At 66.0% G+C, this 20,046-nt stretch carries 23 protein-coding genes; 14 read left to right on the forward strand and 9 right to left on the reverse strand.

The features are described 5' to 3' along the window. The first annotated feature begins 149 nt into the window (after window positions 1-149). The 4 genes from fadD8 (at window position 150) to AC4ELH_RS18430 (ending at window position 4,463) form a co-directional block, all read left to right on the forward strand. Entirely contained in the window at window positions 150-1,760 is a 1,611-nt protein-coding gene (gene fadD8, locus AC4ELH_RS18415) for a fatty-acid--CoA ligase FadD8 (protein WP_498885855.1), read from the forward strand. 305 nt (window positions 1,761-2,065) lie between these two features. Beyond that, window positions 2,066-3,292 (forward strand): RNA polymerase sigma factor, encoded by a 1,227-nt coding sequence (locus AC4ELH_RS18420; RefSeq protein ID WP_498886209.1) that lies wholly within the window; start codon window positions 2,066-2,068, stop codon window positions 3,290-3,292. Between the two features lie 22 nt (window positions 3,293-3,314). Beyond that, window positions 3,315-4,004 (forward strand): HAD family hydrolase, encoded by a 690-nt coding sequence (locus AC4ELH_RS18425; protein ID WP_064957051.1) that lies wholly within the window; start codon window positions 3,315-3,317, stop codon window positions 4,002-4,004. A 9-nt stretch (window positions 4,005-4,013) separates the two neighbouring features. Next, window positions 4,014-4,463, forward strand: coding sequence for a nitroreductase family deazaflavin-dependent oxidoreductase (locus tag AC4ELH_RS18430; RefSeq protein WP_448443728.1), 450 nt, complete (start codon window positions 4,014-4,016; stop codon window positions 4,461-4,463). Between the two features lie 10 nt (window positions 4,464-4,473). Here the strand turns inward: AC4ELH_RS18430 and AC4ELH_RS18435 are convergent, their stop codons facing one another. Next, the gene (locus tag AC4ELH_RS18435) at window positions 4,474-4,752 is read right to left on the reverse strand and encodes a hypothetical protein (RefSeq protein WP_055110400.1); all 279 of its coding nucleotides are present in this window, start codon (window positions 4,750-4,752) and stop codon (window positions 4,474-4,476) included. A gap of 120 nt (window positions 4,753-4,872) precedes the next feature. Between AC4ELH_RS18435 and AC4ELH_RS18440 the strand changes: the two genes are divergently transcribed. Beyond that, window positions 4,873-5,790: a 1,4-dihydroxy-2-naphthoyl-CoA synthase gene (locus AC4ELH_RS18440; RefSeq protein ID WP_064886774.1), complete on the forward strand. Its 918-nt coding sequence runs from the start codon at window positions 4,873-4,875 to the stop codon at window positions 5,788-5,790. On the opposite strand, the gene AC4ELH_RS18445 is transcribed toward AC4ELH_RS18440, so the two are convergent. Next, a complete protein-coding gene (locus AC4ELH_RS18445) occupies window positions 5,787-6,281 on the reverse strand; it encodes a pyridoxamine 5'-phosphate oxidase family protein (RefSeq protein ID WP_448443732.1) in 495 nt (164 codons plus the stop codon). The genes AC4ELH_RS18440 and AC4ELH_RS18445 overlap by 4 nt on opposite strands. Window positions 6,282-6,346: 65 nt before the next feature. Between AC4ELH_RS18445 and AC4ELH_RS18450 the strand changes: the two genes are divergently transcribed. Together AC4ELH_RS18450 and AC4ELH_RS18455 are read left to right on the forward strand one after the other, a co-directional pair. Next, entirely contained in the window at window positions 6,347-7,216 is an 870-nt protein-coding gene (locus AC4ELH_RS18450) for an SDR family oxidoreductase (RefSeq protein ID WP_064886772.1), read from the forward strand. A gap of 44 nt (window positions 7,217-7,260) precedes the next feature. After that, on the forward strand, window positions 7,261-7,644 hold the full coding sequence (locus AC4ELH_RS18455; RefSeq protein ID WP_448443735.1) for a VOC family protein: 384 nt from the start codon (window positions 7,261-7,263) through the stop codon (window positions 7,642-7,644). Between the two features lie 96 nt (window positions 7,645-7,740). Here AC4ELH_RS18455 and AC4ELH_RS18460 read toward each other — a convergent pair whose 3' ends face one another. The 3 genes from AC4ELH_RS18460 to AC4ELH_RS18470 are packed head-to-tail and all read right to left on the reverse strand — an operon-like array spanning window position 7,741 to window position 9,620. Beyond that, the gene (locus tag AC4ELH_RS18460; RefSeq protein ID WP_064934916.1) at window positions 7,741-8,049 is read right to left on the reverse strand and encodes a DUF3349 domain-containing protein; all 309 of its coding nucleotides are present in this window, start codon (window positions 8,047-8,049) and stop codon (window positions 7,741-7,743) included. Window positions 8,050-8,056: 7 nt separating this feature from the next. Beyond that, window positions 8,057-8,341, reverse strand: coding sequence for a hypothetical protein (locus AC4ELH_RS18465; RefSeq protein ID WP_448443738.1), 285 nt, complete (start codon window positions 8,339-8,341; stop codon window positions 8,057-8,059). A 25-nt stretch (window positions 8,342-8,366) separates the two neighbouring features. Further along, window positions 8,367-9,620: an inorganic phosphate transporter gene (locus AC4ELH_RS18470; RefSeq protein ID WP_064886763.1), complete on the reverse strand. Its 1,254-nt coding sequence runs from the start codon at window positions 9,618-9,620 to the stop codon at window positions 8,367-8,369. 265 nt (window positions 9,621-9,885) lie between these two features. Here AC4ELH_RS18470 and AC4ELH_RS18475 point away from each other — a divergent pair, with 265 nt between their 5' ends. The 3 genes from AC4ELH_RS18475 to AC4ELH_RS18485 all read left to right on the forward strand — a co-directional run bounded on the left by AC4ELH_RS18475 (window position 9,886) and on the right by AC4ELH_RS18485 (window position 12,126). Beyond that, entirely contained in the window at window positions 9,886-10,248 is a 363-nt protein-coding gene (locus tag AC4ELH_RS18475; protein WP_064957060.1) for a DUF3349 domain-containing protein, read from the forward strand. A 41-nt stretch (window positions 10,249-10,289) separates the two neighbouring features. Continuing rightward, window positions 10,290-11,381, forward strand: a complete 1,092-nt coding sequence (menE, locus tag AC4ELH_RS18480; RefSeq protein ID WP_448443740.1) for an o-succinylbenzoate--CoA ligase — start codon at window positions 10,290-10,292, stop codon at window positions 11,379-11,381. A 130-nt stretch (window positions 11,382-11,511) separates the two neighbouring features. Then, complete coding sequence (locus tag AC4ELH_RS18485) at window positions 11,512-12,126, forward strand: pyridoxamine 5'-phosphate oxidase family protein (protein ID WP_064886761.1); 615 nt, start codon at window positions 11,512-11,514, stop codon at window positions 12,124-12,126. Here AC4ELH_RS18485 and AC4ELH_RS18490 read toward each other — a convergent pair. After that, window positions 12,120-12,980, reverse strand: a complete 861-nt coding sequence (locus tag AC4ELH_RS18490) for a GNAT family N-acetyltransferase (protein WP_064886760.1) — start codon at window positions 12,978-12,980, stop codon at window positions 12,120-12,122. The genes AC4ELH_RS18485 and AC4ELH_RS18490 overlap by 7 nt on opposite strands. A gap of 52 nt (window positions 12,981-13,032) precedes the next feature. Further along, window positions 13,033-13,695 (reverse strand): TetR family transcriptional regulator, encoded by a 663-nt coding sequence (locus tag AC4ELH_RS18495; protein WP_448443743.1) that lies wholly within the window; start codon window positions 13,693-13,695, stop codon window positions 13,033-13,035. Between the two features lie 192 nt (window positions 13,696-13,887). On the opposite strand from AC4ELH_RS18495, the gene AC4ELH_RS18500 reads away from it, so the two are divergent. From AC4ELH_RS18500 to AC4ELH_RS18515, 4 genes are read left to right on the forward strand one after another with little or no spacing between them, the layout of a single operon-like run. Next, the gene (locus AC4ELH_RS18500) at window positions 13,888-14,313 is read left to right on the forward strand and encodes an MmpS family transport accessory protein (RefSeq protein ID WP_064886758.1); all 426 of its coding nucleotides are present in this window, start codon (window positions 13,888-13,890) and stop codon (window positions 14,311-14,313) included. Further along, window positions 14,310-17,228 (forward strand): MMPL family RND transporter, encoded by a 2,919-nt coding sequence (locus tag AC4ELH_RS18505; protein ID WP_448443747.1) that lies wholly within the window; start codon window positions 14,310-14,312, stop codon window positions 17,226-17,228. The genes AC4ELH_RS18500 and AC4ELH_RS18505 overlap by 4 nt, the downstream gene beginning before the upstream one ends. Next, a complete protein-coding gene (locus AC4ELH_RS18510; protein ID WP_064957065.1) occupies window positions 17,228-17,557 on the forward strand; it encodes a DUF732 domain-containing protein in 330 nt (109 codons plus the stop codon). The genes AC4ELH_RS18505 and AC4ELH_RS18510 overlap by 1 nt, the downstream gene beginning before the upstream one ends. Window positions 17,558-17,574: 17 nt before the next feature. Continuing rightward, window positions 17,575-18,039 (forward strand): DUF5078 domain-containing protein, encoded by a 465-nt coding sequence (locus tag AC4ELH_RS18515; protein ID WP_064877731.1) that lies wholly within the window; start codon window positions 17,575-17,577, stop codon window positions 18,037-18,039. 38 nt (window positions 18,040-18,077) lie between these two features. On the opposite strand, the gene AC4ELH_RS18520 is transcribed toward AC4ELH_RS18515, so the two are convergent. Together AC4ELH_RS18520 and AC4ELH_RS18525 are read right to left on the reverse strand one after the other, a co-directional pair. Continuing rightward, a complete protein-coding gene (locus AC4ELH_RS18520) occupies window positions 18,078-19,205 on the reverse strand; it encodes a nitronate monooxygenase (RefSeq protein WP_498885861.1) in 1,128 nt (375 codons plus the stop codon). 59 nt (window positions 19,206-19,264) lie between these two features. Beyond that, entirely contained in the window at window positions 19,265-20,041 is a 777-nt protein-coding gene (locus AC4ELH_RS18525) for an S-methyl-5'-thioadenosine phosphorylase (protein WP_498885864.1), read from the reverse strand. Window positions 20,042-20,046 lie beyond the last annotated feature (5 nt).

The raw sequence follows: 20,046 nt of genomic DNA on the forward strand, positions 1-20,046 counted from the left end.
CTCAGAGATTAGGCAGCGCGGACTTCGTGGACACGAGTACCGCACTACCTGTATTTCGGTCTGTATTTCGGTCCGCGATGACCTTGTGTTACATCCCACATCGGGGGATCGGCTCCGCAGTTTCTGGAACACGTTCTAGTCTGTAGTTCATGAGTGATGCGCTGCTGCACCATCCCATCCATTCCGGCCACCTCACCGTCAGTGCGCTCAAGCGCAACAAGGACAAGCCTGTGCTGTTCCTCGGCGACACCACCCTGACCGGTGGCGAGCTCGCGGAACGCATCAGCCAGTACATTCAGGCCTTCGAGGCGCTCGGCGCCGGCACCGGCGAGGGCGTCGGCCTGCTGTCCCTGAACCGGCCTGAAGTCCTGATGATCATCGGCGCCGGCCAGACCCAGGGGTACCGCCGGACGGCACTACACCCTCTCGGTTCGCTGGACGACCACGCCTACGTGCTGTCCGACGCCGAGGTGACGACGCTCATCATCGACCCCACCCCCGCGTTCGTGGAGCGGGCCCTGGGGTTGTTGGAGAAGGTGCCCTCGCTTCGCCAGGTGCTGACGATCGGCCCGGTGCCCGAAGCCCTGGCCGCGTCCAGCGCGTCGGTCTCCGATCTGACGGCCGAGGCCGCCAAGTACTCCCCGGTGCCGCTGACTGCCGCCGAACTCGCTCCCGACCACGTCGGCGGCCTCACCTACACCGGTGGCACCACCGGCAAGCCCAAGGGCGTGATGGGCACGGTGCGTTCGATCTCCACCATGACGACCATTCAGCTCGCCGAGTGGGAGTGGCCCGAGAACCCGCGCTTTTTGATGTGCACCCCGCTGTCACACGCCGGCGCGGCGTTCTTCACGCCGACCATCGTCAAGGGCGGCGAACTGGTGGTGCTGACCAAGTTCGACCCGGCCGAGGTGCTGCGCGTCATCGAGGAACAACGCATCACCGCGACCATGCTGGTGCCGTCGATGATCTACGCCCTGATGGACCACCCCGACTCGCACACCCGCGACCTGTCCTCGCTCGAGACCGTGTACTACGGCGCCTCGGCGATGAACCCGGTGCGGCTGGCCGAGGCGCTCAAGCGCTTCGGGCCGATCTTCGCGCAGTACTACGGCCAGTCCGAGGCACCGATGGTGATCTCCTACCTCGGCAAGAAGGACCACGACGAGAAGCGTCTGACGTCGTGTGGCCGGCCCACCCTGTTCGCGCGGACCGCGCTGTTGGATGCCGAGGGCAATCCGGTGCAGCAGGGCGAGGTCGGTGAGATCTGCGTGTCCGGGCCGCTGCTGGCCGGCGGTTACTGGAAGCTGGATGCCGCCACCTCGGAGACGTTCCGCGACGGCTGGCTGCACACCGGCGACATGGCCCGCGAAGACGAGGACGGCTACTGGTTCATCGTCGACCGGGTCAAGGACATGATCGTCACCGGTGGGTTCAACGTGTTCCCGCGTGAAGTGGAAGACGTTGTCGCCGAACATCCTTCGGTGGCCCAGGTGTGCGTGATCGGCACCCCCGACGAGAAGTGGGGCGAAGCCGTCACCGCGGTGATCGTGCTACGTCCCGACGCTGACTCCAGCGACGAGGCGGTGGCCACGGTGACCGCCGAGATCCAGGCCGCGGTCAAGGACCGCAAGGGCTCGGTGCAATCGCCCAAGCAGGTGATCGTCGTCGACTCCGTGCCGGTGACCGCACTCGGCAAGCCCGACAAGAAGGCCGTGCGCGCCCAGTTCTGGGAAGGTGCTGCCCGCGCGATCGGCTGATTTTCTCGGGCCTGCTTGCCCGCTTGCCCGCTTTGTCACTTGCCCGCTTTGTCACTTGCCCGCTTTGTCACTTGCCCGCTTTGTCACGCTGGAGTGGCGCTCGGTCACCAGTGCCACTCCAGCGTGACAGGGGGGTGACACGTCGCCATCGACCATCCAGCTTTGTCACGTTGGAGTGACTGTCGGCCACCAGTGCCACTCCAGCGTGACAATGGGCGCCCGTGACAAGGGGCGCCCGACAATGGGCGACGCGTCTGCTCGGCAGAATGGGTGAGGTGCCCGACGTACCCGCCACCTCCGCCGACATGCGCGCAACGCTCGACGCGGTCTGGCGGATGGAGGCGGCCAAGATCCTGGCCACGCTGACCCGCACCGTCGGCGATGTCGGTCTGGCCGAGGATCTCGCCTCCGACGCACTGCTCGACGCCCTCACGCAGTGGCCGCAGACCGGGGTGCCGCGAAACCCCGGGGCCTGGCTGACCACCGTGGCCAAACGAAAGGCCATCGACCACTGGCGGCGCGCGGAAAACCTCGACGCCCAGTACGCCGTGCTGGCCCACGACCTGGCCGAACATGTCGACGAGGCCTGGGACCCCGACCGCATCGACGACGACGTCCTGCGCCTCATCTTCATCGCCGCGCACCCGGTGTTGTCCCGCGAAGCCCAGGTCGCGCTGACATTGCGCATGGTCGGCGGGCTTAGCACCGAGGAGATCGCCCGGGCCTTCCTCATCTCGACCGCCACCGCGGCCGCGCGCATCACCCGGGCCAAGAAGACTCTGGCACAAGCCAACCCGCCCTTCGAGGTACCGCCGCGCGACGAATACCCGCACCGACTGTCGGCGGTGCTCTCGGTCATCTATCTGATCTACAACGAGGGCTACTCGGCATCCGCCGGACAGCGCTGGATCCGCGACGAATTGTGCACCGAGGCCCTGAGATTGGGGCGGGTGCTGGCCGCCCTGGTACCCGACGAACCCGAGGTCCACGGCCTGCTCGCCCTGATGGAGTTCCAGTCCTCACGCTTTGCGGCGCGCACCGATGCCGACGGCCGGCCCATCCTCCTGGAGGACCAGAATCGGGCCAGCTGGGACCGGGCGCAGATTCAGCGCGGCATCAAGGCCCTTGAGCGCTCCGCTATCGCACGGCAGCAACGTGGTTGGGGCCCATATGCGTTGCAGGCCGCGCTCGCCGAATGCCACGCAGTCGCCCCGACGGCGGCCGACACCGACTGGGCCCGCATCGTCGCCCTGTACGACGCGCTGCTGCAGATCACCCCGTCCCCGGTGGTCCAGCTCAACCGGGCGGTGGCCGTCGCCATGCACTCCGGCCCGCAGGAGGCATGGGAGATCGTCGACGGGATCGAGGGGCTGGACAGCTCGTACCTGCTGCCCAGCGTGCGCGGCGAACTGCTGTCCCGGCTGGGCCGGCACAGCGAGGCCGCCGAGCAGTTCGACCGGGCCGCCGCCCTGACCGACAACGAACGCGAGCGAGACGTACTGGCGAACAAGGCAATCCGCGAACGCGGCTGATCCCGGGCGGGGTCGTGGCACGATGGCGGACATGGTGTCGGCAGTGTTGTTCGACTTCTCCGGGACCCTGTTCCGCCTCGAGGAACAGGACAGTTGGTTCGCCGGGATGGCCGTCGACGAACGTGAGGTCGACGGCCACGTGCAGACCGAGTTGATGCGCCGGCTGACCGCCCCGACCGGACGGTCCGTGACCATGACCGACGAGCAGTACCAAGCCTGGGCCAACCGGGACCTGGCCCCGCACCTGCACCGTGAGGCCTATCTGCATGTGCTGCGGGAATCTGGGCTGGCCCACCATCACGCCGAATCGCTGTACAACCGGGTGATCGATCCGGCAAGTTGGACGGCCTACCCCGACACCGCGCGGGTCTTCAAAAGCCTGAAAGCACAGGGACTCCGGACGGCCGTCGTGTCCAACATCGCATTCGATGTACGTCCGGCCTTCACCGCGATCGGCGCCGCCGAGCACGTCGACGAGTTCGTGCTGTCCTTCGAAGTGGGTGCGGTCAAACCAGACCCGGCGATATTCACCACGGCACTGCAGCGCCTCGGTGTGCCGGCACAGGAAGCGCTGATGGTCGGCGACAGCGAGGAGGCCGACGGCGGTGCCCGTGAAGTCGGCTGCCAGTTCGCACTGGTCGATCCTCTGCCCACCGAGCAGCGGCCCGACGGGCTGATCACGGCCCTGCAGGCTGTCGGTATCCGCGCCTAGTGTGGAGTCATGGCTGACGACCAGATCCGGCCACCGTGGTGGCTGAAATACGTCAACAAGGTGATGATCGGGCTCAACAAGCTCGGCGTCGGCGGCGACAAGGGTCCCGTGGTGCTCACGGTGACGGGCCGCAAGAGCGGTAAACCCCGGTCGACGCCCGTCACCCCGATGACCGTCGACGGGCACCGCTACATCGTCGGCGGACTGCCGAAGGGCGACTGGGCCGCCAACGCCCGCGCTGCCGGCGAGGCCACCGTGCACCAGGGCCGCAAAGACCAGCGGGTCCGAGTGGTGGAGATCCCCGTCGAGCAGGCGCGGCCGCTGCTACGCCAATTCCCCGTCCTGGTGCCGACCGGTGTCGGGTTCATGCGCAATGCCGGGCTGGTGACCGGGCCCAATCCGGACGAGTTCGAGGCACTCGCCGGGCGCTGCCCGGTGTTCCGGTTGGACCCGATCTAGAGCCTGCCCGTCAGCTCAGGTGTGGGGCTTCCTTGATCTTGGAGTCCTGCTTGCCCACTGTCTGGCAGAAGGCCTGCACGGCCATCCGGGTTCCGGTGATCTCGAGCTGGGCTGGATCGTTGCCCTTCTCATCCTTGAGCATCTTGGACACGGCTTCGTCCTGGGTCTTCTCGTCCTGCCCGATGAAGTCCTTGCACTTGGTGTCACCACCGGTGATCGCAGGTGAACATCCGACGAGTGCAAGGCCGACAGCCAACCCCGAGAACAACACACCTGCCGACTTCTTCATTGTGGTCAACGTCGTCTCTTTCTGATCTGGTGATGCGCTGTACGCATCATCGCGCCAGGTTTTGTACCCCGCGACGGTACCTGTGAAACGTCGAGTTGCCCTCGCTCTACAGTCGAGCACGTGAGTGCAGACAACCCGTTCGACCCGACAGCCTGGGAGCCGGTGCCCGGCTTCGACGATCTGACCGACATCACCTACCACCGCCACGTCGCCGACGGCGCCCGGCAGCCCACGGTGCGGGTCGCGTTCGACCGGCCCGAGGTGCGCAACGCGTTCCGGCCGCACACCGTCGACGAGCTGTACCGCGTCCTCGACCACGCCCGGATGTCCCCCGACGTCGGGGTGGTGCTGCTGACCGGCAACGGCCCGTCGGCCAAGGACGGCGGCTGGGCCTTCTGCTCCGGCGGGGACCAACGCATCCGCGGGCGCTCCGGGTATCAGTACGCCGACGGGGAGACCGCCGAGACCGTCGACCCGGCCCGGGCCGGACGACTGCACATCCTCGAGGTGCAGCGGCTCATCCGGTTCATGCCGAAAGTGGTGATCTGCCTGGTCAACGGCTGGGCAGCCGGTGGCGGCCACAGCCTGCACGTCACCTGCGACCTGACCCTGGCCAGCCGCCAGCACGCCCGGTTCAAGCAGACCGATGCCGACGTCGGCAGCTTCGACGGCGGCTTCGGCAGCGCGTATCTGGCCCGCCAGACCGGGCAGAAGTTCGCCCGCGAAATCTTCTTCCTGGGCCGCGCCTACGACGCCGAGACCATGTACCAGATGGGCGCGGTGAACGACGTCGTCGACCACGCCGAGCTGGAGGCGGTCGGCCTGCAGTGGGCGGCCGAGATCAACGGCAAGTCGCCCCAGGCCATCCGGATGCTGAAGTTCTCGTTCAACCTGATCGACGACGGCCTGGTCGGCCAGCAGGTGTTCGCCGGAGAGGCCACCCGGTTGGCGTACATGACCGACGAGGCCGTCGAGGGCCGCGACGCGTTCCTGCAGAAGCGCGATCCCGACTGGAGCGGTTTCCCGCGCTACTTCTAGAAATGGAAACCCGTCTGGCCGTGCGGTGACTTAGCGAACGCGAGCACTTTGGCCGGGGTGACCCGGTAGACGATCGCCGCCTCACCGTCCGGATCGAAAACCTCGTCGTCGCAATCGAAATCCCAGTCGTCGCCGTACTTGCTCCGATAGGCATCGGCCAGGGTGGTCAACCGTTGCCGACCGGTCACCCGCGCGGCGGTCCCCTCGACCACGATGTCCAGGCCCGCATTCCACGTGTTGGTTCCGGTTGTGACGACGACGGCAGCGCCTGCCTGCAGGTTGCGGGCCTTCTGCTCGGAGGGCCCGGTGCAGAACACGAACGCATCGTCGGTCCACACCCCGACCAGTGGTGTGACGTGCGGCCGCCCGTCGCCGCGCACGGTGGTGAGCCAGTACAGCCCGGCGGCTTCGAGTGCGGCCGCGGCGGCCGGCCACGTGGTCGGTTCGGTCGCCTCGCTGAAGCGCTGGTCGAGCTTGCCGGTGATGGTCATAGCGATATCGACTCGGGAGGCGCCCACAAGTCATCGCGGAAAGGTAGGCGACCTAAACTCGGCGGATGAGCAAGAACCCGCTGCGCCGGCTCTCTGAGCAGGTGCTGTTGACGAGCATGCGCCCGCCGCTGACCGAACGGCTGCAGGCCCGTGACGATATCGATGTCGCAGGCAAGCGCATCCTGCTGACCGGCGCCTCGTCGGGCATCGGCGAGGCCGCAGCGGAGAAGTTCGCCGCGAAGGGAGCCACCGTCATCGCGGTGGCCCGCCGCCAGGAACTGCTCGACGACCTGGTCGGGCGGATCTCCGCCAAGGGCGGCGACGCCCACGCCCACGCGGTGGACCTGTCCGACATGGACGCCATCGACGAGCTGGTCGCCACCGTGGAACGTGACCTCGGCGGTGTCGACATCCTGATCAACAACGCCGGCCGGTCGATCCGGCGGCCGCTGGCCGAATCTCTGGATCGCTGGCACGACGTCGAGCGCACCATGACGCTCAACTACTACTCGCCGCTGCGGCTCATTCGCGGCCTGGCCCCGGGCATGCGGGAACGTCGGGACGGGCACATCATCAACGTCGCCACCTGGGGCGTGATGAACGAATCCTCACCGCTGTTCGCGGTGTACAACGCATCCAAGGCAGCGCTGGCCGCGGTCAGCCGGGTCATCGAGACCGAATGGGCCTCCGTCGGCGTGCATTCCACCACGCTGTACTACCCGTTGGTGAAGACCCCGATGATCGCCCCCACCCGGGCCTACGACGGACTGCCCGGACTGTCGGCCGCCGAGGCCGCCGACTGGATGCTGACCGCGGCGCGCACCCGGCCGGTACAGATCGCGCCACGGATGGCAGTGACCGCCAAGGCACTGAACACCGTGGCACCCGGTCTGGTCGACGCCCTGATGAAACGGCAACGGGTCCAACCGGTCTGACGTGTCGCACCGCGGCCGGCACCCGGCGGTGGTAGACAAGGGCTATGGAGATCCTGGCCAGCAGGATGTTGATCCGACCGGTCGATTACCCGAAGTCAGTGGAGTTCTACCGCGATGGGATCGGCCTGGCCATCGCCCGCGAATACGGTGCAGGCACAGTGTTTTACGCGGGCCAGTCACTGATCGAGCTGGCCGGGCACCATAGTCCCACCGAACCCGGGGTGTTCCCCGGGGCACTCTGGCTGCAGGTGCGCGACGTCTACGCCACGCAGGCTGAACTGGAAAGCCGCGGCGTGGCCATCGCCCGCGCCGCGACCCAGGAACCGTGGGGACTACACGAGATGCACGTGACCGATCCCGACGGCATCACCCTGATTTTCGTCCAGGTGCCCGACACTCATCCCCTGCGCCGGGACACCCGCGACTGAGTCAGCGCGCCGTTTTCCACCCCTGGGTTGTCGATCGGCACGATCAGCAGCCCTGCTGCAGAAATCGGCGATGCGCAGCCGTATGCGGCAATAGCGTCAGCGCGTCGGGGTCGACAGCGGCCAACCCACCGAGGCCAGCCGCGCCGCGACCTGGTTGACCTCTTCTGGAAGCGGTTCCTTGTCGATGACGTTCTGCACCGCGCCCCGGATCTCGTCGTCGGTGACAGGGCTGTCCCCGTCCGAGGAGCGCAGGATGTCGTGGGTGGCCCGGACCACCTCGTCCTCGGACAGCGACCGGGTCAGCAGCGCCAGCAGGGCGAACTGGTCCTTGTGCGGCACGCCCTCCGGATAGCCGGCCCGCAACCAGCTCAGCACGTTGTCGAGGAAGCTCGTCGTTTCGGTCATGCTGCGCTCACTTACCCGGAATGAACGGGACGGGGTTTAATCCGAAGTGATGAATGATCGTGGTCTTGGTGATCCACAGGATCGCGATCACGATCACCGCGGCGACGACGGCGAAGAGCGCCAGACCGAGGAACTTCAGCACCGGGTTGGGCGCCACGACGGTGCCGTCCTCGTGAGTGCCGCCGGCGCCGTTCGAGTAGGCCACCAGACCTGTGGCGAACACCGCAGGCAGACCGGCTCCGAGGATCAACCCCACAACCAGCACCTTGAAGATGGAGTCCACATAAATCATCAGCTGATTCCTTAGCTAGATCCGGTCAGACTGCGGCTTTGTCGACTGTGGCGGCAGGCTTGCCGGCCTCACGCACCTCGGCCGGCACGACCGAGTTGGTGGAGTCATCCCAATCGGCATTGACGTTCTTGTGGTCGACCTTCTGTTGCTGGGCGCGCCACCACATGTATCCGGACAGGGCGACCAGGATCAGGAAGATCAGGCCGTCGCCGGCGAGCGCCGCCCCGGTGAGCGACTCGACACCGTGCGACAGCCAGAAAGCCAGCGCGCCGACGATTCCGGCGGCGGGCAGCGTGATCAGCCAGGCCATCGCCATGCGTCCTGCCACGGCCCAGCGCACCTCGGCGCCGGGCTTGCCGACGCCGCTACCGAGGATCGAGCCGGTGGCGACGTGAGTTGTGGACAGCGCCATACCCGCGGCGCTGGAGCTCAAAATGATTGCGGCCGAGGATGCTTCGGCGGCCAGCCCCTGCGGGGATTCGATCTCGACCAGGCCCTTGCCCAGCGTGCGGATGACGCGCCAGCCGCCGATGTAGGTGCCGAGGCCGATGGCCAGTGCGCAGGAGGCGATGATCCAGAACGGAAGACCGTTCTCCTTCACATCCCCGGTGAGGTGCCCGGTGGTGATGAGGGCGAGCGCGATGACACCCATGGTCTTCTGTGCGTCGTTCGTTCCGTGCGACAGGGCGACCAGCGAGGCGGTGGCGATCTGTCCCCAACGGAAACCCTGCTCGCGGCGCTTCTTCAGCACGTTGCGGGTGATGCGGTAGACCAGCCAGGTTCCGGCCGCAGCGACCAGGCAGGCGATGAACGGAGCCGCGATCGCGGGGATGAGCACCTTCTGGAGGACGCCGGACCAGTTGACCCCGGACAGTCCGATAGCTGCCAGCCCGGCGCCGATCAGACCGCCGAAGAGCGCGTGCGACGAGCTGGACGGAATGCCGAAGAGCCAGGTCAACAGGTTCCACAGGATGCCGCCGATCAGGCCGGCGAAGATGATCGTGAGACCCGTCGAGGCATCGATGCCGGATACCAGCGACCCCGTCTTGCTGTCCTGAATCTTGAGCACCGATGTGGTGACCGTGACGGCCACCTCGACCGAGAGGAACGCGCCGACCAGGTTGAGGACACCCGCCAGGATCACAGCGGTCTTGGGCTTCAGCGCCCCCGTGGCGATCGAAGTGGCCATTGCATTGCCGGTGTCGTGAAAGCCGTTTGTGAAGTCAAAGGCCAGTGCTGTTGCTATCAACAGCACCAGGACGATCAGCTCAGCGCTCATGGCGGTAATTCTGTCGGACCATTGGCGTTTTTGACCAGCCGGAAACACCTCGCTGAGCTGGGAATTCGAATACGCTACGAATGAGTTCACCGAGTGTTCATCTGTCCACCCCGGTTTGTTCGCCGGGGCGGTTTGCCGATCTCCGAGCGGGCTATAAGTTCACTGCGAGCCAGAGTCGGCCGGCACCACTAACATCAATGCGGTCCTCCGACTCAAACTCGTATGTCCGGTGGAACGTCGCTCGGGTGCATCAGGAGTAGGCACAGTGAACGCTTTTCTCGCGAAGATCGCGGCCTGGCTGAACGCCGGGTACCCCGAGGGGGTGCCCGGACCAGACCGGGTGCCGCTGTTGGCGCTGCTGACCCGGCGCCTGACGAACGACGAAGTCAAAGCAGTCGCACGGGATCTCATCGATCGCGGTGATTTCGATCACATCGACATCGGCGTGCTGATCACCCAGATCACCGACGAGCTGCCCCGCGTGGAAGACGTCGAACGGGTACGGCAACGACTCGCCGCCAAGGGCTGGCCGTTGGACGATCCGCGCGATGCCGAGGATTCCGTCGGCACCGATGAGACCGGCCGCACCGACGGTGACGACCCGAAAGAGCCAGGGGGCCCGGCATAGCCGTTCTCCGCCCCGTCTCCGTCGGATCTGCGACGGGTCCGTTGCTGGCGGTCCTCGATGACGTCCTGACCGGACGCGAGTCGGCGATCCTGCCCGTGCCCGCAGACGACGAGCGTCAGAGTTCCCTGCTGACAACCACTTTGCGCGCCGGCGAGGAGATCGACGACGACGTCGCCCTGGTGATCTCAACCTCGGGCACCACCGGCAAACCCAAAGGCGCGTTGCTGACCGCGGCGGCGTTGCGATCCAGCGCCGAGTCCACCCACGCCCGGTTGGGTGGTGCGGGCCGGTGGCTGCTGGCCCTGCCCGCCTATCACATCGCCGGCCTGCAGGTGCTGGTGCGCAGCGTACTGGCCGGTACCACGCCCGTCGCCATCCCGGCCTCCTTCGAACCGGGCGAGTTGCCTTCGGCGGTAGCCGCTTTGGGCAGTGGGCGCCGCTACGCCTCGCTGGTGGCGGTACAGCTGGACAAGTCCCTTCAGGACCCGGCCGCCGCGGAAGCGCTGGCCGGACTCGATGCCGTGCTGATCGGCGGCGGACCGATGCCGGCCGGTGTGGCCGAACGGGCCCGAGCGGCGGGGGTGAACGTGGTCCGCACCTACGGGATGAGCGAGACCGCAGGCGGCTGTGTGTACGACGGTGTGGCGCTCGACGGTGTGAAGGTGCGGATTGACAACTCCCGCATCCTGCTCGGCGGCGCCACCGTAGCCAAGGGGTATCGCAACCCGGTCACACCCGATCCGTTCGCCGAGCCCGGCTGGTTCCGCACCGATGATCTTGGTTCCGTGGATGATTCGGGTGTGATCAGGGTCTTGGGCCGGGTCGACGACGCGGTCAGCACCGGAGGGCTGACGGTACTGCCGCAACTGGTCGAATCGGCACTGGCCGGCCACCCGGCGATCGCCGACTGCGCGGTGTTCGGGGTGCCCGACGAGCGGCTCGGTCAGCGGGTGGTGGCCGCGCTGGTGCTGGCTCCTGGTGCGACAGCCCCCGACGTGGCCGAGTTACGGGCCCAGGTGTCCCAGACGCTGGATGCCACCGCGGCACCGCGCGAAGTGCACATCGTCGACGAGTTGCCCCGCCGCGGCATCGGCAAGCTGGACCGCCGGGCGCTGGCGGCCCGCTACAGCTGAGCGCAGGACGCCCAAAACAACGCCATGGCTGTTCCCCGGCACGGAGAACGACCACTGCGTTGTTACCGCGGGAGCATCGCCGCAACCACGGAGCCGGAATTTCACTTGTCGGCTTGGGCATGATGGAGACATGCGCCGAGAAGTGACCTCCGCGGACGAGCTGCGCGCCATCGTCGGGCAACCCACCCCAGCCGTCGCAAAGAAGGTGACCGACCGCCTGTCCGAAGCGCAGCAGGGCTGGCTCAAGCAGTCACCCCTGGGTTTCGTGGCGACCACCGATGCGCACGGTCGCGTCGACGTGTCCCCGAAGGGCGACCCGCCTGGATTCGTCCAGATCATCGACGACACCACGATCGCGATCCCGGAACGGCCAGGCAACCGGCGCGTCGACGGCTTCCTCAATGTCCTGCAGCGGCCGCACGTGGGCACGGTGTTCGTCATCCCCGGCCGCGGCGACACCCTGCGAATCAACGGCTCCGCCCGGATCCTTTCGGACGCCGATTATTTCGATGCCATGGTGGTGGACGGCAAGCGGCCGATCCTGGCTCTGGAAATCGACATCGAAGAGGTGTTCTTCCACTGCCCGAAGGCGTTCCTGCGCTCCGACGCCTGGAAACCCGAGAGCTGGAATCCGACGGCGGTGCCCTCGGTGGCGCAGATGGCCAAGGCCTTCAAACCCGACCAGACCCAACAGGAACTCGACGCGTATTACCGCGAGGACAACCTGCGCAAGATGCTCTACTGAACCGCCGCAACCGGTTTCACCAGGATCGCCCGCGTGTACAGCAGCTGGAATCCTCGACGCTGCACGTTCTGCTGTGACTTCGAGCCGGGAGCCGTCGTCACCACGGCGATCTCGCATCCGGCGTCGGCGGCCTCGGCCAGCCGCGCCGCCAGCAGCGCGGCCTGCACCCCGCGGCGCCGGTAGGCCGGCGCGGTCGCGGCTCCGGCCAGCTGAGCGATCCCGCCGCTCAGCCGCATCATCCCGCCGCCGGCGACCGCTCCGCCATACAGCGCGATATACGCTGTGGCCCCGGCCTTTTCCATGTCCCGTTCGGCCCTCTCGATGATGTCGGCAGGGAACTGCTCATGGCTGACCGGGCCTTCCCCGTCCGGATGAGCGAAGCCCTCCACCACGACGTTCACCCACGCGGTGAGATCGTCGGCCCGGCGCACATCCACCTCCGTCGCCAACGGGGCCTCGACGGCGATCGGGCGGCCGAGGACGTTCTCGAACTCGGCGAGGCGATAGCCGCGGCCGGACAACAGCGCGGTGATCTCGGGATCGGCGAGATTGGACAGTTCGACCCGGGTTTCGCTGCCCCTGGCCGCGAAGGCCCGTTCGATCTCGCCCAGCACGGCCTCGTCGGGCACGCCGTCGAAGCCGAGGCCGACCAGCTTGTTCATCGGCGACTCAGCCTCGGCGAAACAGGCGAATCCGCCGGCGACCGGCAGCACCAACCCGTCGGCACCACGGTCGCCCGCGGACCGGGTCGCCGCGACGATCAGGTCCGACTCGGCTTTCTCGATCCGGCGGGCCAGCTCGACCCCGCAAAACAGTTGTCCTGTACCAGCGTCCGAATCATCGTAGATAGCCACGTCGATATTGTGCCCGCACAGGCATTTCCGAAACGTCCCGACATCGTGTCGGTCAGCGCGGCGGCCCGGCCGGCTCCCAATACTGCATCGCGGTGTCGAGCTCATCGCTGTCGAGCGCCTTCACCGGAATGCACGATTGGCCGGCGTGGTAGCGCATGCCGGCCAGCAGGATGGCCACATAGCGACGCCACAGTTCGGCATCGACATTGCCGGCGAATTCGCTGACCGTGCCGGCCAGAAGCCCGAAGATCGGCATGTCCGTGGACGACAGCTCCGGACGTAGATAACCGTCACGCTGGGCCCGCTCCACCAGTTTGGTCAACACCGGGACGAGCTGCTCCTGGCAGGCCTTGACCCGGTCGCACCCATAGGACTTGCTGAACGCGATTTCCCGCAATCCCCGGTCAGTCGCCGTGATCTCGCACATCTTCTCGACGTACCAGGCGAATCCCTGCCACGAATCTTCTTGTTGCAGCGCAGATTCTGCCAGCGCAGTGAGCTGCTCCATACCGTCGACGAAGATGGCCGCGATGAGCTCTTCCTTCGTCGCGAACCGTCGGTACACCGTGCCCACCCCGACATTGGCGTAGCGCGCCACATCGTTGAGCGTCGCCTCAAGACCTTTCTCGGCAAACAGCTCCCTCGCAGCGTCGAGCACCCGCTGACGATTGCGCTCTGCGTCCTTGCGCAGCACGGGTCTTGTTTCCTCGGTCATATCTCTCTGTCCAAAGTGAGCGGCGTCATAAGTGGATTGATCCTATCCACTTATTCGGATAACTTTACGCCTCGAAGTGCGTAGGACGCCTAACAGCAGGGTTGTCGCGATCGCATCGAAAACGTCGGGAGGCCCACCAGTGACACCTGTCATCGAAACGCCCGCCGCGGGCCTCCTCTCGGGGCCGCCGCGATGCTGAAGGCCATCCGCCGAATCTGGCTCCCCGTACTGATCGTCATCGCGATGGGGGCCGGCGTGCTGATCGTGATGAACGTCCGCAAGGTCTTCGGCGCACATCCGGTGATTATCACCGACACCACCTCGGACAACGCCGAAGACTTCAACCCCAAGTTCGTGAAGTACGAGATCTTCGGAACGGGCGGCACCGCCGTCATCAACTACATGGACCTCGAAGGCAAACCCCAGCGCACCGGAACCGTGCCGCTGCCATGGTCTTTGACCCTGCAAACCACATTGCCGTCGGTGCAACCCAACATCATGGCGCAAGGCGACGGAAGCAGCATCAGTTGCCGAGTCACCGTCGATGACGAGGTCAAAGAAGAGAGAACGGCTACTGGATTGAACGCACAAACCTTCTGCTTTGTGAAGGCAGCATGAGCAGCCACACGGAAGAAACCCAGACCGACGACACCCCGACCGACGCCATCCCAACGGGACGCCATGCGGCACCTCCGCATCCGATGCTCCCGCGATTCATCCGGGCCTTCGCCCTGCCGATCATCCTGATCTGGATCGTGATCGTCGCACTGCTCAACACCGTCGTGCCGCAACTCGAGGTCGTCGGCAAGATGCGCGCGGTGTCGATGAGCCCCAACGACGCACCGTCGATGATCGCCATCAAAGAAGTCGGCAAGAAGTTCCAGGAGTACGACACCAGCAGCTCGGTGATGGTCGTCCTCGAAGGTGACAAGCCACTGGGCCTCGAAGCGCACATGTTCTACGACCAGATGGTTCGGGACCTGCGCGCAGACACCACCCACGTGCAGCATGTGCAGGACTTCTGGGGCGACACCCTGACGGCCAAAGGCGCCCAGAGCCGCGACGGCAAGGCCGCCTACGTGCAGGTCTACATCGCCGGCGACCAGGGCGAGACGCTCGCCAACGAGTCGGTTGAGGCGGTGCGGCGCATCGCCACCGAAAGCCCCGCGCCGGATGGCGTGAAGGCGTACGTCACCGGATCGGCAGCCTCCAGCACCGACCAGAACATCGTCGGCGACGAGAGCATGGAGCTGATCGAGCTCGTCACCTTCGGCGTCATCGCCGTCATGCTGCTCGGCGTGTACCGATCGATCATCACCACACTGATCGTGCTGTTGATGGTTGTGCTCGAATTGTCCGGCGCCCGTGGACTTGTCGCACTTCTGGGCTATCACAACTTCTTCGGCCTCACGACGTTCGCGACCAACATGCTGGTGACCTTGGCCATCGCCGCGGCCACCGACTACGCGATCTTCCTGATCGGCCGATATCAGGAAGCACGAAGATCCGGCGAGGACAAGGAAGCGGCCTACTACGACATGTTCCACGGCACGGCCCATGTCGTGCTCGCGTCGGGTCTGACCATCGCCGGTGCCACGTTCTGCCTGCACTTCACCCGCCTGCCGTACTTCCAGACCATGGGCATTCCACTGGCGATCGGAATGACGATGGTAGTCGCCATGGCACTGACCCTGGGACCGGCCGTCATCTCGGTGGCCAGCCGATTCGGCAAGATCCTCGAGCCCAAGCGGCATTCGAAGTCCCGCGGGTGGCACCGGGTCGGCACCGCCACCGTCCGTTGGCCGGGTGCAATCCTGGTGTGCGCCATCGTCGCGGCATTGGTCGGTCTGCTCGCCCTGCCCGGCTACCACACCACCTACAACGACCGCATCTTCCTGCCCAAGGACGTGGGGACGAACGTCGGATACGACGCCGCGTTCCGGCACTTCTCGCAGGCGAAGATGAACCCGGACCTGATGATGATCGAGTCCGACCGGGATCTGCGGAACCCGGCCGATTTCCTGGTCATCGACAAGATCGCCAAGGCCCTCAAGAACGTGCACGGCATCGCCCAGGTACAGACCATCACCCGTCCCGACGGCGATCCGATCAAGCACTCGACGATCCCGTACACGCTGGGCCAGAGCGGTACGACCCAGCTGATGAACAACGACTACGCGCAGACCAACCTGCAGAACATCCTCGATCAAGCTGAGGATCTGCAGACCAGCATCGACGCAATGACCGAGATGATGAGCATCCAGACGGATCTCGCTGCGGTGTCACAGCGCATGGCCGACAAGATGAAGACGACGTCGGGCGACATGAACGACGTCCGGGATCACCTGGCTGACTTCGACGACCAGTTCCGGCCGCTGCGCAACTACCTGTACTGGGAACCGCACTGCTTCGACATCCCGATGTGCTGGTCCATCCGGTCCATCTTCGACGCCCTCGACGGCATCAACACGATGTCCGACGACTTCCAGGACCTGGTTCCCGAGATGCAGCGCATGGCCGACCTGATGCCCAAGATGGTCGCCACGATGCCACGGCAGATCCAGTCGATGAAGCATCAGAAGCAGATGCTGCTGAACCAGTATCAGGTGCAGAAGGCCCAACAGGATCAGACGATGGCGATGCAGAACACCGCCACCGCCATGAGCGAAGCGTTCGACACGGCCAAGAACGACGATTCGTTCTACCTGCCGCCGGAGGCGTTCGATACCGCCGACTTCCAGCGGGGCCTCAAGCTGTTCATGTCGCCCGACGGACATGCGGTGCGGTTCACCATCATTCACCAGGGTGATCCGCTGACTCCGGAAGGCACCGCACGCATCGAACCGATGAAGGTCGCGGCAACCGACGCCATCAAGGGCACACCGTTCGAGGGGGCCAAGATCTACCTCGGCGGCAGCTCGGCGACGTACTACGACATGCAGAAGGGTGCCGACTACGACCTGATCATCGTTGCCGCAGCGGCACTGATCCTGATCTTCATCATCATGTTGGTGCTCACCCGCGCCGTGGTGGCTTCTGCGGTGATCGTGGGCACGGTGGTGTTGAGCCTTGCCTCGGCCTTCGGCCTGTCGGTACTGCTCTGGCAACACATCGTGGGTATCCCCCTGCACTGGATGGTGATGCCGATGTCGGTCATCGTCCTGCTGGCCGTCGGCGCGGACTACAACCTCCTGCTCGTCTCACGAATAAAGGAGGAAATCCACGCCGGGCTGAAGACCGGAATCATCCGGGCCATGGTCGGTACCGGCGCCGTGGTGACCTCCGCGGGCCTGGTCTTCGCCTTCACCATGGGATCGATGGCGGTAAGCAGTTTGATCGTTATCGGTCAGGTCGGAACGACGATCGGCTTAGGCTTGCTATTCGACACGCTTGTGGTTCGGTCGCTGATGACACCGTCCATCGCCACGTTGCTCGGGCGCTGGTTCTGGTGGCCTCAGCGGGTCCGTCAGCGTCCGCTGCCACAACCGTGGCCGAAGCCCGTCCAACGAGACCCCGAGGAGGCCCTGGCCTGATGAAACGCCTGATCATTGCCCTGTCGATCTGCGCCGCAACCGGTCTCGCCGTCGCGGCACCGGCCTCGGCCGATCCGGACACCGATTTCGCCAATGAGCTGCACACCTTCGGTATCTACGGGCAGCGGGACTACAACGCCTGGATCGCCAAGATCATGTGCAAGCGGCTGCACAACGGCGTCGACCACACCGCCCAGGACTCGGTCGGCTTCGTGAAGAAGCAACTGGCCAAGGACAGCACCGACGCGCAGGCGTGGCAGTTCCTCGGCACCGCCATCAACTACTACTGCCCCGATCAGCGATTCGTCTACGAACAGGCCGCGCACTAACCAACCGTGGGAGCACCATGTCCAACCGCACGAGCGTCAAGAACCTGATCCGCACCGGCGTGGCCACCTGCGCCGTCGCAGGCAGCCTGGCCGGCGCCGGCATCGCAAGCGCCGACGCCACCGACGACTACCCGATCCCCAACCGGATCCTGCGCACCCCCTGCACCGCCGAACAGATCATGGCCGCCGCCCGCGACGTCGAACCGGTCTACTACGAGCGCTACATGATCGACTACAACAACAAGCCCGTCGCCGACCAGCAAGGCGCCCAGGAGCGCATCCACTGGTTCTTCTCCATGGACTACGCCGGCCGCCGCCAGTACTCCGAGAACATGGCCACCAACGCCTTCTTCGAGAACATGTCCTGGCGCTGGCCGAACTGGGCCAAGCTGTTCTTCAACAACAAGGGCGTCGCGGCCAACACCACCGACGTCTGCCAGAACTACCCACCCAACGACATGTCGGTCTGGGACTGGCACTGACGCAGGCGCAGCAGCCGGCCGGGCTCAATCCGGCCGGCTCAGTCCGGCAGTGAGTTGCTCAACCGCTCGGTGGCAGCCAGGTAGTCCTCGATGAAATCGCGGACCACCTCGCGGGTCGGCTTGACCTTGTTCATCAAGCCCACGCCCTGCCCGACGAAATAGGTAGCCAGCGCCTGTGCGCCCGGATGCCCCTGGGCGGCAAGCACATCCACGCGCCGGATGATCGGCTCGGCCAACATGTTCTGCAGCGGTAGTGGAAGGGTCTGGTGGCCACCGGCATTCGGCTGCCAGGCGTCGGTCCACTCAGATTTGAGCTGACGGGCGGGCTTGCCGGTCCGCCCCGTCGAGCGCACGGTGTCCCGCGAGGTCGCGTCGAGCATCTTCTGCACGGTGTGCGGCGCGGTCTCGGCCTCCTCGGTGGTCAGCCACACCGACCCCGTCCACGCACCGGCGGCGCCCATCGCCACGGCCGCGGCCATCTGCCTGCCTGTCACGATGCCGCCGGCCGCCAGCACCGGGATGTCACTGTCCGCCTGCTCCAGCGTCTCCAGCACCTCCGGGACGAGCACCAGCGTGCTGACCTCGCCGCAGTGCCCGCCGGCCTCGGTGCCCTGCGCGACAATCAGATCCACGCCGGCCTGCACCTGCTTGAGGGCGTGCTCGCGGGCACCCACCAGCGCGGCCACCGGGACACCGCGCTCGCGGCCGGCCTCGATCATGTAGTCCGGCGGCACCCCGAGCGCGTTCGCGATCAGCTTGATCGGATGGCTCATCGCGACATCCAGCAACTCCCGGCCCGTGTCACCGGACAACGAGGATCCGCCGAAGCGCTGCTTGGCCTCGGGCTCGATACCGTGATCGGCCAGCAGTTGCGCAACGAACTCGCGGTACTCGGCGGGAATGCGGTCGGTGAGCTGTCCCCGCGACAGTTTCTCGCCCTTGCCCTCGAACTTCGCCGGCACGATGATGTCGGCGCCATACGGCTTTCCGCCGACCTGCTCGTCGATCCAGGACAGCTCCTGGTCCAGCTGCTCGGGGGTGTAGGCCGTGGCGCCCAGCACGCCGAAGCCCCCGGCGTTGGTCACCGCGGCCACCACGTCACGGCAGTGACTGAAGGCGAAGAGCGGAAAGTCGATACCGAACTGCTCACAGATCGCGGGTTTCACCCCGTCAGTATTGGCACCCCGACTTGACGGGTGTCAAGAGGGGGTCCGATCTCAGGCCGTCACGGCAGCTCGAACGGCAGCTTCACCCCGTCGTGGGCCAGACAGTGCGTGCAGGCGCGCTCGGCATCGACGCCCTCCAGCGCTTCGTGCACCAGCTTCTTGAACGGCACCAGGTTGCGCTCGAATTCGGCGAAGACGTCCACCGTCGTCACCCCCGAGCCCGTCTCGATCCCGGCGTCCAGGTCCGTGACCAAAGCGATTGCCGCATAACACATCTCAAGCTCACGGGCCAGCACAGCCTCGGGATAGCCGGTCATGTTGACCAGGGTGAAGCCCTGATCGGCGAACCACCGGCTCTCGGCCCTGGTCGAGAACCGCGGCCCCTGGATCACCACCATGGTGCCGCCGTCGACCACACCGGGAAGCCCGGCCGCCGTGGACCGCAATGCCGGGCAGTACGGATCGGCGAAGCCGACGTGGATACCGCCGGAATCGAAGTACGTGTCAGCGCGGGCACGGGTGCGATCCACCAATTGATCGGGAACCACGATCGAACCGGGACCCAACTCCTCGGTCAGGCTGCCCACCGCGCACGGACCGAAGACACGTCGCACCCCCAGCATGCGCAGCGCCCACATGTTGGCCCGGTACGGAACCGTGTGCGGCGAGTACTCGTGGTTGACCCCGTGCCTGGGCAGGAACGCCACCTCGTGCCCGCCCACCGCGCCGACCGTGATCGGTGCGCTCGGTGCGCCGTACGGGGTGTCCACGGTGACGGTGCGGGCCTCGGGCCCGAAGAACGAATAGAACCCGCTACCGCCTATGACACCGAGCATGCAGC

It is taken from the genome of Mycobacterium shunyiense, assembly GCF_058270075.1.

What these genes read in the sequence shown, in the direction of transcription:
- AC4ELH_RS18465 (WP_448443738.1), bottom strand. Translation starts at nt 8,341, where the DNA reads ATGATTTATGTGGACTCCATCTTCAAGGTGCTGGTTGTGGGGTTGATC.
- AC4ELH_RS18495 (WP_448443743.1), bottom strand. Translation starts at nt 13,695, where the DNA reads ATGACCGAGGAAACAAGACCCGTGCTGCGCAAGGACGCAGAGCGCAAT.
- AC4ELH_RS18425 (WP_064957051.1), top strand. Translation starts at nt 3,315, where the DNA reads ATGGCGGACATGGTGTCGGCAGTGTTGTTCGACTTCTCCGGGACCCTG.
- AC4ELH_RS18420 (WP_498886209.1), top strand. Translation starts at nt 2,066, where the DNA reads ATGCGCGCAACGCTCGACGCGGTCTGGCGGATGGAGGCGGCCAAGATC.
- AC4ELH_RS18500 (WP_064886758.1), top strand. Translation starts at nt 13,888, where the DNA reads ATGCTGAAGGCCATCCGCCGAATCTGGCTCCCCGTACTGATCGTCATC.
- AC4ELH_RS18450 (WP_064886772.1), top strand. Translation starts at nt 6,347, where the DNA reads ATGAGCAAGAACCCGCTGCGCCGGCTCTCTGAGCAGGTGCTGTTGACG.
- fadD8 (WP_498885855.1), top strand. Translation starts at nt 150, where the DNA reads ATGAGTGATGCGCTGCTGCACCATCCCATCCATTCCGGCCACCTCACC.
- AC4ELH_RS18510 (WP_064957065.1), top strand. Translation starts at nt 17,228, where the DNA reads ATGAAACGCCTGATCATTGCCCTGTCGATCTGCGCCGCAACCGGTCTC.
- AC4ELH_RS18505 (WP_448443747.1), top strand. Translation starts at nt 14,310, where the DNA reads ATGAGCAGCCACACGGAAGAAACCCAGACCGACGACACCCCGACCGAC.
- AC4ELH_RS18515 (WP_064877731.1), top strand. Translation starts at nt 17,575, where the DNA reads ATGTCCAACCGCACGAGCGTCAAGAACCTGATCCGCACCGGCGTGGCC.
- AC4ELH_RS18455 (WP_448443735.1), top strand. Translation starts at nt 7,261, where the DNA reads ATGGAGATCCTGGCCAGCAGGATGTTGATCCGACCGGTCGATTACCCG.
- AC4ELH_RS18430 (WP_448443728.1), top strand. Translation starts at nt 4,014, where the DNA reads ATGGCTGACGACCAGATCCGGCCACCGTGGTGGCTGAAATACGTCAAC.
- AC4ELH_RS18525 (WP_498885864.1), bottom strand. Translation starts at nt 20,041, where the DNA reads ATGCTCGGTGTCATAGGCGGTAGCGGGTTCTATTCGTTCTTCGGGCCC.
- AC4ELH_RS18485 (WP_064886761.1), top strand. Translation starts at nt 11,512, where the DNA reads ATGCGCCGAGAAGTGACCTCCGCGGACGAGCTGCGCGCCATCGTCGGG.
- AC4ELH_RS18470 (WP_064886763.1), bottom strand. Translation starts at nt 9,620, where the DNA reads ATGAGCGCTGAGCTGATCGTCCTGGTGCTGTTGATAGCAACAGCACTG.
- AC4ELH_RS18435 (WP_055110400.1), bottom strand. Translation starts at nt 4,752, where the DNA reads ATGAAGAAGTCGGCAGGTGTGTTGTTCTCGGGGTTGGCTGTCGGCCTT.
- AC4ELH_RS18445 (WP_448443732.1), bottom strand. Translation starts at nt 6,281, where the DNA reads ATGACCATCACCGGCAAGCTCGACCAGCGCTTCAGCGAGGCGACCGAA.
- AC4ELH_RS18460 (WP_064934916.1), bottom strand. Translation starts at nt 8,049, where the DNA reads ATGACCGAAACGACGAGCTTCCTCGACAACGTGCTGAGCTGGTTGCGG.